At 42.4% G+C, this 16,504-nt stretch carries 10 protein-coding genes; 4 read left to right on the top strand and 6 right to left on the bottom strand.

Translation table 11 applies throughout. The features are described from left to right. Positions 1 to 66 precede the first annotated feature (66 nt). From rpoC to ACT3CD_RS06685, 4 genes are all read left to right on the top strand, one after another. On the top strand, positions 67 to 4,344 hold the full coding sequence (gene rpoC / locus ACT3CD_RS06700) for a DNA-directed RNA polymerase subunit beta' (RefSeq protein WP_444644142.1): 4,278 nt from the start codon (positions 67 to 69) through the stop codon (positions 4,342 to 4,344). Positions 4,345 to 4,451: 107 nt separating this feature from the next. After that, positions 4,452 to 4,961 carry a DUF4251 domain-containing protein gene (locus ACT3CD_RS06695; protein ID WP_444644140.1) on the top strand — a complete coding sequence of 170 codons (510 nt, stop codon included), beginning with the start codon at positions 4,452 to 4,454 and terminating at the stop codon, positions 4,959 to 4,961. Positions 4,962 to 5,034: 73 nt separating this feature from the next. Next, positions 5,035 to 5,352: a DUF3467 domain-containing protein gene (locus ACT3CD_RS06690; protein ID WP_444644138.1), complete on the top strand. Its 318-nt coding sequence runs from the start codon at positions 5,035 to 5,037 to the stop codon at positions 5,350 to 5,352. Positions 5,353 to 5,656: 304 nt separating this feature from the next. Beyond that, complete coding sequence (locus ACT3CD_RS06685; RefSeq protein WP_444644136.1) at positions 5,657 to 7,372, top strand: glycoside hydrolase family 3 protein; 1,716 nt, start codon at positions 5,657 to 5,659, stop codon at positions 7,370 to 7,372. Positions 7,373 to 7,390: 18 nt separating this feature from the next. Here the strand turns inward: ACT3CD_RS06685 and hrpB are convergent, their stop codons facing one another. The 6 genes from hrpB to ACT3CD_RS06655 all read right to left on the bottom strand — a co-directional run bounded on the left by hrpB (position 7,391) and on the right by ACT3CD_RS06655 (position 16,056). Continuing rightward, positions 7,391 to 9,913, bottom strand: a complete 2,523-nt coding sequence (gene hrpB / locus ACT3CD_RS06680) for an ATP-dependent helicase HrpB (RefSeq protein WP_444644134.1) — start codon at positions 9,911 to 9,913, stop codon at positions 7,391 to 7,393. After that, positions 9,906 to 10,553: an AlbA family DNA-binding domain-containing protein gene (locus tag ACT3CD_RS06675; RefSeq protein ID WP_444644132.1), complete on the bottom strand. Its 648-nt coding sequence runs from the start codon at positions 10,551 to 10,553 to the stop codon at positions 9,906 to 9,908. The genes hrpB and ACT3CD_RS06675 overlap by 8 nt, the downstream gene beginning before the upstream one ends. Before the next feature lie 385 nt (positions 10,554 to 10,938). Continuing rightward, positions 10,939 to 13,029 carry a cation:proton antiporter domain-containing protein gene (locus ACT3CD_RS06670; protein WP_444644130.1) on the bottom strand — a complete coding sequence of 697 codons (2,091 nt, stop codon included), beginning with the start codon at positions 13,027 to 13,029 and terminating at the stop codon, positions 10,939 to 10,941. A gap of 55 nt (positions 13,030 to 13,084) precedes the next feature. Beyond that, positions 13,085 to 13,903 carry a hypothetical protein gene (locus ACT3CD_RS06665; RefSeq protein WP_444644128.1) on the bottom strand — a complete coding sequence of 273 codons (819 nt, stop codon included), beginning with the start codon at positions 13,901 to 13,903 and terminating at the stop codon, positions 13,085 to 13,087. A gap of 302 nt (positions 13,904 to 14,205) precedes the next feature. Next, positions 14,206 to 14,979, bottom strand: a complete 774-nt coding sequence (locus ACT3CD_RS06660; protein WP_444644127.1) for a LytR/AlgR family response regulator transcription factor — start codon at positions 14,977 to 14,979, stop codon at positions 14,206 to 14,208. Between the two features lie 12 nt (positions 14,980 to 14,991). Then, complete coding sequence (locus ACT3CD_RS06655; protein WP_444644125.1) at positions 14,992 to 16,056, bottom strand: sensor histidine kinase; 1,065 nt, start codon at positions 16,054 to 16,056, stop codon at positions 14,992 to 14,994. Positions 16,057 to 16,504: the final 448 nt, after the last annotated feature.

The raw sequence follows: 16,504 nt of genomic DNA, 5'->3' as shown, positions 1-16,504 counted from the left end.
CATCCGCGGGTTTCTGTGTGGAAACCCGCTGGATTTTTAATTTAATTATTTAATACTCTACGATATATGGCATTCAGGAGAGAACAGAAAGTCAAGAGTAATTTTACCCAAATCTCTATTGGTTTGGCATCGCCCGAGGAGATTCTGGAAAGATCGAGTGGTGAGGTGTTAAAACCTGAGACGATTAACTACCGTACTTATAAGCCTGAAAGAGACGGATTATTCTGCGAAAGAATTTTTGGTCCCGTGAAGGATTATGAGTGTCATTGTGGAAAATATAAGCGCATACGTTATCGGGGTATTGTATGTGACCGTTGCGGTGTCGAGGTGACCGAGAAAAAGGTCCGTCGTGAGCGCATGGGACACATCTCCTTGGTGGTACCGGTGGCGCATATCTGGTATTTCCGTTCATTGCCAAATAAAATTGGTTATTTGCTCGGATTACCAACGAAAAAGTTGGATGCCATCATTTATTATGAGCGGTATGTGGTTATTAATCCCGGAGTGAAGGAAGTTGACGGGGTTAAAAAAATGGATTTCCTTACCGAAGAAGAGTATCTGGATATGCTGGATAGCCTTCCCAAAGGGAACCAGCAATTGGACGATGCAGATCCCAATAAGTTTATTGCCAAGATGGGAGCTGAGGCTTTGCACATGATTTTATCGCGATTGGATTTGGACGAATTGTCCTACGACTTACGTCACAAAGCCAATACTGAAACGTCACAGCAAAGGAAAAATGAAGCGCTTAAGCGACTTCAGGTCGTGGAGGCTTTTCGTGCTTCCAAAGGGGTGAATCGTCCTGAATGGATGATTGTGAAGGTGGTGCCGGTAACTCCTCCTGAGTTGCGTCCTTTGGTTCCATTGGATGGTGGCCGTTTCGCCACTTCCGACTTGAACGATTTGTATCGTCGTGTGATTATTCGTAATAATCGCTTGAAACGTTTAATTGAAATAAAGGCACCTGAAGTTATTTTACGTAATGAAAAACGTATGCTTCAGGAATCTGTCGACTCATTATTTGATAACTCACGTAAGTCTAACGCTGTTAAGACGGATGCCAATCGACCTTTGAAATCATTGAGCGATAGCTTGAAAGGTAAACAAGGTCGTTTTCGTCAAAACTTGTTAGGTAAACGTGTTGACTATTCCGCTCGTTCGGTTATTGTTATTGGCCCGGAGATGGGATTGCATGAGTGCGGTTTGCCAAAAGATATGGCCGCTGAACTTTACAAACCATTCATCATTCGTAAATTGATTGAACGTGGTATTGTAAAAACGGTTAAATCGGCCAAGAAAATTGTGGATCGTAAAGATCCTGTGGTTTGGGATATTCTGGAGAATGTGCTACGTGGCCATCCTGTATTACTAAACCGTGCACCTACGTTGCACCGTTTGGGTATTCAAGCGTTTCAGCCGCGTTTAATTGAAGGTAAGGCGATTCAGCTTCACCCTTTGGCTTGTGCGGCTTTTAATGCTGACTTCGATGGTGACCAAATGGCTGTTCACCTGCCATTGGGGAATGCCGCTATTTTGGAAGCTCAAATGTTGATGTTGGGTTCTCAGAATATTTTGAATCCTGCAAATGGTGCTCCTATTACTGTTCCTTCTCAGGATATGGTTCTGGGGTTGTATTACATGACTAAGATGCGTCCGGGAGCTCCCGGCGAAGGTTTAGTTTTTTACTCGCCCGAAGAGACCAAGATTGCTTTCAACGAGAAGAAAGTTGAATTGCATACCAAAGTAAAGGTTAAAAGTTATGACCTCAACGAAAAGGGTGAGCGCGAATTAATGTTCATTGAAACCACGGTTGGACGTATCCTTTTTAACGAGGTTGTTCCACCTGAAGTGGGTTATATTAATGAGATTCTGACCAAGAAAGCGTTGCGTGATATCATTGGGAAAATTCATAAAGTTTGTGGCACGCCCGCAACTGCCGACTTCCTTGATGCCATTAAGAATCTTGGATACCGTATGGCTTTCGAAGGTGGGTTATCGTTTAATCTGGAGGATGTAATTATTCCACCGGAGAAAGAAGAGTTGGTTGCGCATGGTTATCAGGAAGTTGAAGAGGTGTTGAATAACTACAATATGGGTTTCATCACCAACAACGAACGATATAATGCCATCATTGATATCTGGACACACGTAAATGCTAAGTTGACAGGCATTTTGATGGATCGTTTAAGTTCTGACCGTCAGGGGTTCAATTCTGTTTATATGATGTTGGATTCAGGAGCCCGGGGTTCTAAAGAACAGATTCGTCAGTTGTCCGGTATGCGTGGTTTGATGGCGAAACCGCAGAAATCAGGCGCCGAAGGGGGACAGATTATTGAGAACCCGATTCTTTCGAATTTTAAAGAAGGTCTTTCTGTTCTTGAGTACTTTATCTCAACGCACGGTGCCCGTAAAGGTTTGGCTGATACGGCCCTTAAAACGGCCGATGCTGGTTATTTAACACGTCGTTTGGTTGATGTTTCTCAGGATGTTATTATTACTGAAGAAGACTGCGGAACGTTGCGTGGTTTAACGGCTACAGCCATCAAAAATAATGAAGAAATTGTTGCTTCTTTATATGAGCGTATTTTAGGTCGTGTATCTGTTCACGATGTTTATAATCCTACTACCGGCGAAATTATTGTTAAGGCGGGAGAAGAGATTACCGAAGAAGAAGCCGAAATAATTAATTCATCTCCTATCGAAAGAGTGGAAATTCGTTCGGTGTTGACTTGTGAGAGTAAAAAGGGTGTTTGTTCCAAGTGTTACGGACGTAACCTGGCTACAGGCCGTATGGTTGAAAGAGGCGAGGCGGTTGGAGTTATAGCTGCTCAGTCAATTGGAGAGCCGGGTACTCAGTTAACTTTGCGTACTTTCCACGTGGGGGGTACTGCCGGTAACGTAACCACTGAGAGTACCATGTTGGCCCGTTACGATGGTATCGTTGAAATTGACGAGCTTCGTACTGTACCTCATACCACCGAAGACGGACGTCATGTTGATGTGGTTATTGGTCGTTTGGCTGAGATGCGTATTGTCGATAAAAACACCAATATTTCATTGACAACGCAGCCTATTCCTTATGGTGCTAAGCTGTTTATCAAAAATGGTACTGAGGTTAAGAAAGGTGATACTATTTGTGAATGGGATCCATGGAATGCTTTGATTATTAGTGAAAAAACCGGTAAGGTTGGTTTTAGCAATCTTATTGATGGTATTACTTATAAGGAAGAATCTGATGAGCAGACCGGTTTCCGCGAAAAGGTTATCATCGAAACCCGTGACAAGACGAAGAACCCTGAATTGGTGATTCTTTCGGGCGACAACGAGGTGCTTAGAACATACAACTTACCGGTGGGAGCTCACATCTCTGTTGATGAGAATGATCAGGTGGTTCAGGGTCAGATTCTGGTTAAAATTCCTCGCGCTATGGGGCGTGCCGGTGATATCACTGGTGGTTTGCCTCGTATTACTGAGTTATTTGAAGCCCGTAATCCATCTAACCCTGCTGTGGTTTCCGAAATTGATGGTGAGGTGGCCTTTGGTAAGATTAAGCGTGGTAATCGTGAGGTAATTATTACCTCCAAAACGGGCGAAGTTAAAAAGTATCTGGTTCCATTGTCTAAACAGATTTTGGTTCAGGAGAATGACTACGTTCGTGCCGGTATTCCGCTTTCTGATGGGGCTACAACGCCTGCTGATATTTTGGCAATTAAAGGGCCAACAGCCGTTCAGGAATATATTGTGAATGAAGTGCAGGATGTGTATCGTTTACAGGGTGTGAAGATTAACGATAAGCATTTTGAGATTATTGTTCGCCAGATGATGCGTAAAGTAGAGATTGTTGATCCGGGTGATACCCGTTTCCTCGAAAAGCAGATGGTGGATAAGATTGACTTCATGGAAGAGAATGATGAAATCTGGGCTAAGATGGTGGTCGAAGACGCCGGCGATTCGCAGGGTCTGAAACCTGGTATGATTATTACAGCCCGCCGTTTGAGAGATGAGAATTCGCAACTTAAACGACGTGACCTCAAGCCGGTAACGGCCAGAGCTGCTGTTCCTGCCACATCTAGTCAGGTTTTACAAGGGATTACACGTGCATCGTTGCAGACCAAGAGTTTTATGTCGGCTGCATCCTTTCAGGAAACAACCAAAGTACTTAATGAAGCTGCTATTCGTGGTAAAATTGATGTTTTGGATGGTCTTAAGGAAAACGTTATTTGTGGTCATCTTATTCCTGCAGGTACCGGCTTACGTTTATACAATAAGCTTGTGGTTGGTTCCAAGGACGAATATGAAAAACTCGTGGGCGGAAAACATACTTCCGAACAGGTTTATCAATAACCAACGGTTTTTATTTACAAAAAAAAGGAAGTCAATTTGGCTTCCTTTTTTTTTGTACGATTTTTGTTGCTTATCCTTTAACTTTTAACACTTTAAATTGATGTGTTATGAAACGAATTCTGTTTGTTTTTTTGTGTCTTATTATGGCTCTGCCGGTTGTTTATGCGCAGAATGGTCGCAGTGAACGAAGATCTCAAAGGCAGGAACGAAGAATGGAAATAGCCACAAAGGTCGATTCTTTGGTTACCGGCCGGATGTTTACTTTTATTGCACGTGAAGCGATTCCCGCTTCTATGCCGATGGTTCATCTGACTTCTGAGTATGATTTAAAGGTTCATGGTGATTCAGTTTCGGTTTTTCTACCTTATTATGGTCGTGCTTATACGGCCGAATATATGTCACGCGAAGGCGGTATTAAAGTGAAAGGTTTGGTGGAGGATTATTATTTGGCTACTGAACCAGGTCAATATCGCATCGATTTTGATATTAAAACGGAGAGCGATACCTATCAGTTTAGACTGTCCGTCTGGAAGTCCGGGTATGCCTCGCTTTATGTTAATTCTTATAATCGACAGTTTATTTCGTTTTCTGGCATTCTGGATGGGGTTGGATTATAATGTTCTTTCGCTTAAGTGACTTCCAAAGTTCTACTAAATCTATATCTTTGTTGTGACACCAAAAAAAACAGATATGGAAGAGAATAAGAATAAACAGCAGATTAAAATTGAGCTTAACGAAGAAATTGGTCAGGGGATTTATTCCAATCTGGCGATTATTAGTCATTCGCCGTCCGAATTCGTATTAGATTTTGTACGTATTATGCCAGGTGTACCTAAGGCTCAGGTGAAATCTCGTATTGTGCTCACGCCTGAACATGCCAAACGGCTGCTAAATGCGTTGAAGGATAATATTGTTCGTTATGAAAAGCAATTCGGGCCCGTCAAGAATATTGAAGAAGGTCAGGGTGGAATCCCCATGACTTTTAGCGGACCGGCAGGAGAGGCTTAATTTATTGTCGTATTATGAATCGAGCATGAGCGTAAACTCTTACAATGGAGGATGATTATTCCAGTGAGTTTCATGTGACCTTAACAAACAAATTATAAACACATGAAACGACCATGATAAAGGAATTAGCTTCGCTGATCTTTGATTCTTACATTGGGGGATGATTATTTTCATGGGAGTTCCATCTGACAACCAAAACAAATTATAATCATATGAAACGAGCCATGAGAAATCGGTTCACACACAGGTGGATGATTAAGCTAGGCGAGTTCCATATGACCACTGAAAGATAAATTGTAATCATATGAAATTGTTGGTTGCATTAATTGCCTTTTCCTTATTGGTTCTGGGTGCCTGTCGGCCGGTTGTTACAAACGGATCGGTACGGGAAAAGCCTGTTACCGTTGATAGCATCCTTGAAACAGGAACGGCATGGGCCGACTCGGTGATGTCGGTGATGTCATGGAAGGAACAAATTGCCCAGTTGTTTTGGCTAACGGTGGAAGAGCCCGATAATGCATCGCATTACAATCGCTTAAAAGAGCTTGTTATAACCAATCAGCCGGGCGGCCTTCTTCTGATGAAGATGTCGTTGCAAAAGGCTGGTGAAGTGATTGATCAGATGCAGGCTGTTTGTAAAGTTCCGTTGATGGTATCCATTGATGGCGAAACAGGCTTGTCTATGCGCATGCCCGAAGTGTTGGCATTTCCCAAATCGATGACGCTGGGTGCCATTCAGGACGATAGCCTTATTTTCAGGATGGGGTTGGAAATTGCGCATCAATTGCGTTCGGCAGGTATTCAGGTTAATATGGCGCCAGTGGCTGATGTGAATAGTAATCCACATAATCCGGTCATTGGAATGCGTTCTTTTGGTGAAGATCCCGACAATGTTGCTCGTAAGGCGGTGGCTTATATGAAAGGATTGCAGGATGGAGGTGTTATGGCTGTGGGGAAGCATTTCCCGGGGCATGGTGATACCAATGCCGATTCTCATTATTCGTTGCCGGTGGTTAATCATTCGTTGGAGACGCTTAATCAGGTCGACTTAAAACCTTTTCGGGCAATGATTAATGCCGGCCTGTGGGCTGTTATGACGGCGCATCTCGAAGTGCCGGCCATTGAACCAAAGAAAGGCGTCCCCACCAGTTTTTCGAAGGCTTCAATAAACGATTTATTGCGGCTTGACATGGGATTTAAAGGTTTGGTAATTACCGATGCCATGAACATGCAGGGCGCTAAGGTGATGGGGCACCCGGGGCGCGTGGATGCGTTGGCTTTGATGGCTGGTAACGATATTGTTGAATTTACAGAGGATTTACCGGGCGCTATTGATGCGGTTATGACGGCTGTTGCTGACAGTATGATGACTGCATCCTATATTCGTGAAAAGGTGCGTCGGGCATTGGCTTTTAAGTATTGGCTAACGCAGGTGCATCGTGATAGCATTGTATCATCCGAAAATATTTTGGCGACAGTTAACCGTTCGGAGGTGGCGCTTTTAAACCGACAGCTTTATGACGCGGCGTTAACAGTCCTGAAGTTTGACACAACCCATCTTTTTGTTGACGATAAGAATACAGCTTATGCGCTGATAGGTGGTGATGACGTCTTTTCTGGTCAATTGAACCAGGCCTTTAAAGGAACTATTATAAATATTCCTCTTAACAATGCCGACAGTTTTGATGCCGCAGTGAAACGGCTGTCTGAATTTAAAAAGCGGGTGTTGATCGTGGCCGATGGTTCATGGGGACGGAAGACTGCGCATTTTGCGCAGAAAGAGCGGCTTAATAAACTGTTAAATCAGGATGCGCTTGTTTTATTTATGAGTAATCCATACTATTTGTCCGACTGGATGGAACTTAATACTGCTGGTGGCGTAATTTTGAGTTATCAAAGTAATAGCCACGCGTTGGAAAGTTTTATCCGATTTGTTTCAGGCGATATTGGCGCAACCGGGAAGCTTCCTGTGAGTGTGAAAGGTTGGGGTGAAGTGGGTGCCGGAATTAATATTCGCTAGGAATTTGAACCATGTCGTTTATTTTTCAGACTGTGGGGGATGCTTACATGCACCAGCCCGGTTGGCTTGCCTTTTGGTCCCTCTAATGGCTTTTTCTGTCCACGGATCATCGGGCCATACATGTTTGGGATAGCGGTTTTTAAGCTCTTTACGTACCTCAAAGTATGCGTCGTTCCAAAAGCTTTTAAGATCGGCAGTTATCTGCACCGGTTTGTAGCCCGGCGATAGTAAGTGTAGTAACACAGGAATGGTGCCTTCATTTACACGCGGGGTGTCGGCCAGTCCGAACATTTCCTGTAGTCTTACAGCCAGTAACGGCGTTGAACCATCGGGTTGGTATTGCAGTCTTATTTGTGAGCCGCTTGGTACGGTTATTTTTTCAGGAGCCAGTGCTTTTAGCTGAGATTGTTTTTTTGCATCGAGATGAAAGTGCAAAACGTCTTTGATGTTAATCTGTTTTAAATCTTCATTTTTTTTGACGTTGTTAAGATAAGGTGGCAGCCATTCATGGTTTGTTGCCAGCAATGTATCCGTCGACACGTCGGGCCAGTTTTCATCGGGGCGCCATTTTCTGAGGCTGAGAACGCGGTTTTGCCATTGCTGTACCTCCTCGTTGAAGTCCAACAGGAGCGAGCCATTTTTTCTTATGAGCTTGCAGATGGCGTCGACAACCTTTTCGTGATCCGGATTTTCAAGTGGTTTGGATTGTAAAACAATGCTTCCAATGCGAAGGTCGGTGCTGGCTGAGAGCCCGCCTTTGCGGGTGTCCCATTCTATATTTTCAACGGTTTTAACCATGGGCAACAGGTCTTTTGGGTTGAGGGGGGCTGCCAGAAAAATTTTGCCATTCCCGTCACGGGCATCCAAATGAGCGATTGCCAGCCACGATTCGTGTGCCAGATCGTCGGTGTGAGCGGCCATGGCATAACTGCCGTTGGAGAGTTGAAAACGCGCATTATTGCCGGGGCGCGCCGAAGCTATTCGTTCGGGATAGGCATGCACTAGCAGCAAACCGGTATCGTAGGCATCAAAAGTGCCGTTATCTTCTTTTGCGTTAAACAGATGGCGGTATGAGTCAGCCACTTTAATGATGCGGTTCCAGCCTTTTCCATTGCGTTTTTCCCGTCGTTGACGCCGAAGTTCTTCAATGCGCAGGTTAATGTCAATTCCTGTTTCGCGGGGCATTGGATCACGTTCTTCGAGTATGGCAGCCAAATCGGTCGCCAAAGCCAGCTGACCCGATTCTTTGGCCATGAGAAGCATGTGGGCCAGACGTGGATGACAAGGCAGGGCAGCAATGGCTTTGCCGTGAGGTGTGATTTTGTTGTTGTTAAGCGCATCAATCTGATGCAGTGCGTCCAGTGCCTGGGCAATGTGCGCTGTTGGTGGAGGGGTGGGCCAGCAGAGACTGTAAACATCGGAGATCCCCCATTGTGCCATATCAAGCATCATAGAGCTCAGATCTGATTCCATGATTTCAGGCAGGCGATGCGAAGACATACGGCTTTCGTCGGCCATGCTCCACATACGGTAGCATTTACCGGGGGCCAATCGGCCGGCCCGTCCTGCTCTTTGATCGGCAGCATCAAGCGTTATTTCTATGGTTACCAGACGCGATAAGCCCGTTGAAGGATCAAAACGCTGGGTGCGGCTATAACCGCTATCTACCACTATTGAAACCCCTTCGATGGTGAGACTTGTCTCGGCGATGGACGTAGCCAGAACGATTTTACGGCGGCCGTCTTTACCGGGTAATATTGCAGCTGTTTGCGCCGCAGGGGGCAGTTGTCCGTAAAGTGGGTGAATGGCAAAAGACGTTAATGTTTTTTTTAGAATGGCTTCGCAGCGTCTTATTTCCGCCTCGCCGGGCAGAAAGGCCAGAATGTCGCCCTGATCATTATTGGCGGCTTTGGCAATGACCTGAGCCATCATTTCCGGAATCAGCATTGGATCGTGCTGACCCGTATGTATTATGTCGACGGGGAACATCTTGCCTTTGCTTTCAATGACGGGCGCGTTCAGCGTTTGTGTCAATGGTGTCATATCGAGAGTGGCCGACATGATCACCATGCGTAAATCCGGACGTAGCACCTGTTGCGTTTCCCGGCACAATACCAGGGCTACATCGGCAAAGATGCTGCGTTCGTGAAATTCATCAAAAAGAACCAATCCCACGTTTTCAAGTGCGTTGTCTGATTGCAGCATGCGGGTCAGGATACCTTCGGTAACCACTTCAATGCGGGTGGCTGAGCTGATTTTAGTGTCGAAACGGATTCGGTAGCCAATGGTTTGTCCTACTTTTTCACCCATCAATGATGCCATGCGGCTGGCGATGGTGCGGGCTGCCAGACGACGGGGCTCTAGCATGATTATTTTTTTGTGTTTCAACCATGACTCATTCAGCAGGGCGAGCGGTAGTAATGTGCTTTTTCCTGCGCCTGGAGGGGCACTTATGATAAGCGTGTTTTCTGACTGAAGCGTTGTTTGTATCTGTGGGATGATCTCTTTTATTGGAAGAGGAATGGTGCTATAGTCAAACATTTTTTGTTGCTTTCTTTTTTAGTTTGTAAAGACATTGCTTTTCGCTTAGTTGCATTGTAATGACATCAATAACGATCAGGTTGACCACGATTTTTTCGGCCAGCCAGCGGTTGATGCCGGCCAGTTTTTGAAATTTACTCATGGTAATGGTTTCGTGTTCTGATAAATAAGACAATAGCTTGTTCTCGGCTTGCGTAAGCTTGAGCAGGGTGCCTTCCTTTTTTTTCTGGCGGGCCCACACTTTCAATAATACACCATTGGCCAGAAGGTTTTGGTCGTTAACTCTGACATAAACTTTGTAGGCGCCTTCTTTGGTGGGCGCTTTATGAGGTTTGTCGGGACTTTTGGGAACGATGACTTCAAGCACTGTTTTCCCTTCTTCGTTCCAGGTATTTGTTTTGAACGAGACAGGGGGTTTGCAGTACATATTTGCTGCGGCCTCAATCATGTAATACTCCTCATCGGAGGACACTCCCGATACCCGTCCGTTGTCTTTTACCCCAACTAAAAGGCGTCCACCGTCGGTATTGGCAAATGCGGCCAACGACCGGGCTATCTTTTTGGAATCGTTAATGGCGTATTTAAAATCCTGAGTCTGGTGTTCGCCTTCGGCAATAAGGTCTCTAAGCGTCTTTTCCACATCTTTAAGATTTGTTGCAAAGTTGGGAAAATTTGAATTAATTCCATTATTACTGTCAGTCTTTAGCTACAGGATAATAACCTGGACGGAACTGTCATTATACCATTTTTCGGGATTATTGATGATCTATTTTGAAATGATTGGCTATTGCGTATGATGATGTTGTAAAAACGTGTTTGCCATTGAAATGAAATGTAGCAATGGAGGTGAATTAAAATTTTATGTTTAACCTTAGGAGAATAAAATCTATGCCTACGAAATTTAAATTTCATGCTTACGAAAAAAAATTCTATGCCTACGAAATTTATATTTTATGCTTAGGAAAAAATCTATGCCTACGAGCCCTTAAATGGAGTATTTGTTTTTTAGCGGACGATATTGATTTTTAATGTGTTATGGCTGGATTGTACAAGTCGATTGTTTCATTGTCTTTAACGCCAATTTGCATTGGGTATATGAGGATGAAACTGTTGGATTGAAATAGTTTGTCGAGGTATTCGGGTATTTTTGTCATATTTTCATTGTATGAAGGTTTGTTGATGCGGCTCAAAACAATTATTAAGTTATCATCCATTTTTGCATCATTTGAAATAATGCTGAAATCGTTCCAGTCATCAAAGATTTTGAAATCCGCCTCAATTAAATGTTTCGCCAGAATATTCTTTATTAATCTGATAGTTGGTTCTGCCGCATAAAAAATCAGTTTTGAACCTGTGTTTTTAGAAATGTTCAAAATTTTTGAAAGCCAGAATGGGAACCCAATAACTTGTTCTGCATCAGGCGGCACGATGATAATATGTCTTTTGATGGTAGAAATTGGCTGTACAGGTTTATACACAAAAGTTGTAGTGTTACATTTTGATAATATGCCATCAATCAGATTGCCCATAAATGATTCTGATATTCCCGTTTTTATGTGAAGACCTAAAATTAAATCTGTTATGTAATGTTCTTTTATAACCCCTGAAATTCCATTTGAAATATTGATATCATATCTCAATAGTTTATTTAATTTTAGATCAATTGATGCTGCGGTAAATTCAGCTTTGTCAAGCAGTTTATTGGCTTTTTCATTTGCATCCGGGTCAGATGTGTCATTGTTTATAATATTAAGGGCATATAACTTTTTCTTATTATTTTTTGATATGATGATTGTACTTAAATTAATTAACTCTTCAATTGTATCAGGATTACTAATCGGTATTAAGATTTTTTCAGGATTTTCACTGTTACTATTTTTAATAATTGACGCTTCTTTTAATGAGATATTTTTTCCACCCCTTTGAGCTGAAAAAGTAGCAATAGTGCATGTAACAAGTATCATTATAATTGTTCCATTTAAAATACTTTCACTTAATAAACGAATGGGGTCCCCGTTTGCTTGTTCACCTATAATAACATTATAGCCAATCGTTACAGCAGCAAGTGTTGCAGCGGCTTGTGCATTACTCAGACCAAATATTAACCTACGCTCATCCAACGAAAATTTAAATGATTTTTGTGTAATCCAGGCCGCAATGTATTTTGCAGATGTTGCAATAATAGTCATTACAGCAGCAACTTTTATGGTTTCAGCATCTTTGAAGAATACCCGGTAGTCAACAAGCATTCCAACCCCTATAAGGAAAAACGGAATGAAAATGGCATTTCCTACAAATTCTATCCTATTCATCAATGGAGAAGTAGAAGGGATTAATCGATTCAAGGCTAATCCAGATAAAAAAGCCCCGATAATAGGTTCGATTCCTGCAGCTTCGGCAAGTTCTGCACCAAGAAAAACCATGACAAGAATAAAAATGTATTGGGAAGTATTGTCTTCGTAACGTTTAAGAAACCATCTGCCTATTATCGGAAAAAGGAACATGATAATTAACCCAAAGCCCAAAATTGAGACCGATAACTTAGTCCAAAACATTGAGTTTACTTCACCGGTTGTCATACCAACAATAATTGCAAGAACTAAGAGAGCAAGTGTATCGGTAATCATTGTGCCGCCGACGGTAATCGTTACTGCACGATTTTTATTAACTCCCAACTTGTTTAATATCGGATAGGCAATTAATGTATGAGATGCGTACATGCTGGCAACCAAAACAGATGATAGTATGGATAGTTTTAAAATGTAGAAACTTGATAAAAAGCCTAATATCATAGGAATCAGAAAGGTGTACAGTCCAAATAACAAGCTTTTTGAACTGTTTTTTTTGAATTCGGTAATATTAATATCCAATCCGGCAAGGAACATTATATAAAGCAATCCTGCTGTGCCTGATAAAATAATACCACTATCACGTAAAAGTAAATTAAAACCATTAGGGCCTATTATCGCTCCTGCAATAATGAGTCCAAGAAGCGGAGGAATTTTGAGTCTGTTTAAAAGAATAGGGGCTGAGAGAATTATTATCAGTATTACCAGAAATTTTAATGTAGGATTTGTTAATGGTAATGTCGTTTCAAAGATATTTAGCAAAATCATAATTGTTCGATTTTTAATTTTGATAAAAGTATCCTAAAGAATTTCTTTTAAAAGGTTATCGGCACAGCACGTATAGGTCTTTGCGTGGGTTGATACAAAAAATGGGCACCTGTTGTTCGTTTTTGATAAGATGAAGTTCTTTGGGGCCCATGAAATAGTCGGTTATACTGTAATATTTTGTGGTTGTTATAGCAACCAGGCTATTTCCTTCTTGTGCAGCTGATTCAATCGCTTCTTCGGCTATCCGGGCGGAAGATGCGGTTCCTTTTTTTATTTCAAACGTCAGCTTTAGACTCTCAAATAGTTTTTTGATGAAGAGGATATTTCGTGCCACATTGGTTTCCGCCTCATGGTATTTCTCCGTGGCGGCTAAAAGCGTAATGCGGCTGTTGTTAAAACGCCCCCAGTACGACACCCAAATGGCAGCTTCTTTATCGTTTTTGTCGTAGCTTACGGGCATGATTACATGTTGCGGTTTCCATTCTTTTGGTGATGATTGTGGTAAAACAATGAATGGCAGCTTTAGCCTTCGGCTGCGGTTGATCCATTTTATTTGCGATTGAAACCGGTGTGGAAATTCAGGGTACATCACCATTATCACCTCCTCGTTATTGTGATTTTTTTCCATGACTGACTGCGTCGGGGAGAGGCTGTCAGACTGAATAAACCGAAATGTTTGGTCAGAAATGAACGGCGAAATTTGTTCGTGAAGCTTTTGCTTCAGTTCTGCCAATAAATTGTCGTCATCGGGAATCAGAAAGGTGATGGTGGCATCAAAAGCTTTGGCGATAAATAGTCCATACTGTTTGATTGCATCTGTGGTTGATGCGTTACAGCACGGAATAATAATCGTTGTTTCAGCAGAAAGAGGCATAGCATTGTTCAGCCGTAAAATGTTGTTTGTATATATCGTGTTTGTCTATAAAGTCAACTTTTTCGTTACGCTCGTCATAAAAACAGTCATTTACGAAAAGTAAACGCCTTGATTTTTATGGCTTTGCAAGTCTTGAATTTGAACTTTATATTTCAAACCCCTAACCCTTAGTTTATGTACAGGACCGAGATAGGGTGAAACGAATTTAAGAACAGAGACGTTTCAGCAATTTTTAAAGATAGCAGTATTTTTTTTGAAGAAGAAGGGTTAAGGAGTTTCATTTTTTTGTCAATAGGTTAGGGTCATTTGTTTAACCATTCTTTGAAGTTACGGGCTCTTTCGCGACTTACTACAATCTTTTCGGGGGGCTCGGGATTGATTTTAACCACCAGTTTGCCGTTGAACCAGTTTTCAATGCGGTGTATCGCGTTGATGTTAAGGATGAACTGGCGATTGGCACGGGTGAATTTTTGGGGGTCGAGTTCTTCTTCCAACTTTTCGAGGGTGGTGTCTACGATATGTGGTTTTCCCTGTATTGTGTATGCCGTGGTAATCTTTTGTGAACTGTGAAAGCAGGCTACATCGTCTACGTTTAGCTTTAGGTAACCATCGGCCATCGGAACCAGCAGACGGGATCGGTAACTTTGTTTGCCTTCTGTGATGGCCGATGCCAGAGCTTTTATATCGTTGGTGTCGATGTTGTTACCAGGATACCACTGTTCGTATTTCAGGATGGCCGCTTCTAATTCTTTGGGTCTGGTTGGTTTTAGCAGGTAGTCGATGCTGTTAACTTTAAAAGCCTTTAGAGCATATTCATCATAAGCCGTTGTGAATACCACTGCCGATTGTATTTTTATTTGGTCAAAAATTTCGAAGCTGAGCCCATCCGATAACTGTATGTCCAGAAACATTATATTGGGGTGAGGGTTGTTTTGGAGCCATTCCAGAGTTTCTTCAAGACTGGTGGTACAGACGACTATTTCCCATTGAGGTCTGAGTTTTTTAAGCATATCTTTTAGAAGACGCTGGGTGGGAATCTCGTCTTCAGCGATCAGTGTGGTTACCTTTTTTTGCATGTCAATTGTATTTTACTGATTGATATTTTCGGCATTTAATAGGGGTAATGTAACGGCGAAGTATTTTTCAGAATGCTGAATCAATACCGGTTCTCTGGTAAGCAGTTTGTACCGTTGGGTAATATTTCGTAGTCCGGTGCCGGTGGAGAACGGGGTTGATTTGGGAGCCAGATTGTTGTTTACCGTCAGCGTGTTGTCGTCGTTGCTGTGAATGCTTATTTGTAATGGCATTTTTTCAGTCGCACGGTTGTGTTTGATGGCGTTTTCGATGAGTACCTGCAAGGTCATTGGCGGCAGTTGCAGGTTTTTATGTTGCAGGTCTATGTCGGTTTTAAGCAATAGTGATTGGCCCATTCTTATCTGGTGTAAAAACATAAAGTCGTTTACAAATTTCAGTTCTTCTTTTAAGGATACCGTCGTGTTTTCCCGTTGCTGAAGCACATAGCGATAGACGTCCGACATTTTTCGGGCAAATTCAATAGCACTGGCCGGATCGTAATTTATTTCGGAGATGAGTACGCTGAAACTGTTGAACAGGAAGTGGGGATTGAGTTGATTCTGCAGCGCCAGATAGTCGGCATGTAATTTGGCTTTCTGAAGCTGTTCGTTTTCAATGAGCGACTGCCGCCAGTTATAGGCAAAACTGCGTAAGAACAGCACGCTGTTAAAGATGATGATGAAGAAGTTCCCGAAAATGAAAGCAAAGGTAAAATCTTTGGAAACAGGGCGTGGTGCCAGGATGGCAAACATCGTTGTGACAACCATTAGCCATATAAAACTGGCTGTTAGCTGCACGGCCATACGCTTACGCAGATGATAGTACCATGGGAGTTTTTTGTCCAGTATTCTATTTATAAGAACGTTCCCCTCACTGAGTAAATTGAGCCCCAACACGGCCATGGCTATGGATTCGGTACGTTGATAAATACCCCTCAAATCCAGTAATTCGCCAATTAGCAGCATGGACACAATTCCCAACGCCGAAACAAATGCCATTCTTTTGATGGTGCCCGGAACCGAGTTGCGCAATATGGGGTCATGTATACATAAAAACTCATCGGGTTTTGTTGTTGTCATGTTTGTTACATTAGATAGGCTTTGCAAGAAAAGTCCAAATGCTGCGTTATTCTCGTTTTTGAAACAGTTATTTACAATTAGTAAACTTTTGGGTTTCAAAAACTTCTAAAGCCTTGTCTTTGACGTTTTCTTATCAAAGGCATAAAAACAAGGGGTTTTCTTGCAGGCACCAGATATTTTAGACAAAGATAAAAATATCCACCTTGAGAAACAGGTATTATTATCCTGAATTGTCTTTTTTTAGGAATCAACCTGTAACTGAGTTTACAGAAAAAAGGAAGCAGACAATGCGTGATTATCACTGAAATGATTTAGTATATTAAAAGTTACCTACGCCGCATTTGTCTCCAATGAATCAATCTTGATAAATCTTAATCAATAAAGGAGTCCCCTATCAAGATTGAAAGAGACTCCTTATTGGTTTAATCAAAATTGGGATATATTTAGA

Origin of the sequence: Geofilum sp. OHC36d9 (genome assembly GCF_052400685.1) — a bacterium.
Classification (GTDB): Bacteria; Bacteroidota; Bacteroidia; order Bacteroidales; family Marinilabiliaceae; genus CAZHHH01.
Note: the sequence above shows the minus strand (reverse complement) of the source record. Positions and strands in the feature narration are given on the sequence as shown.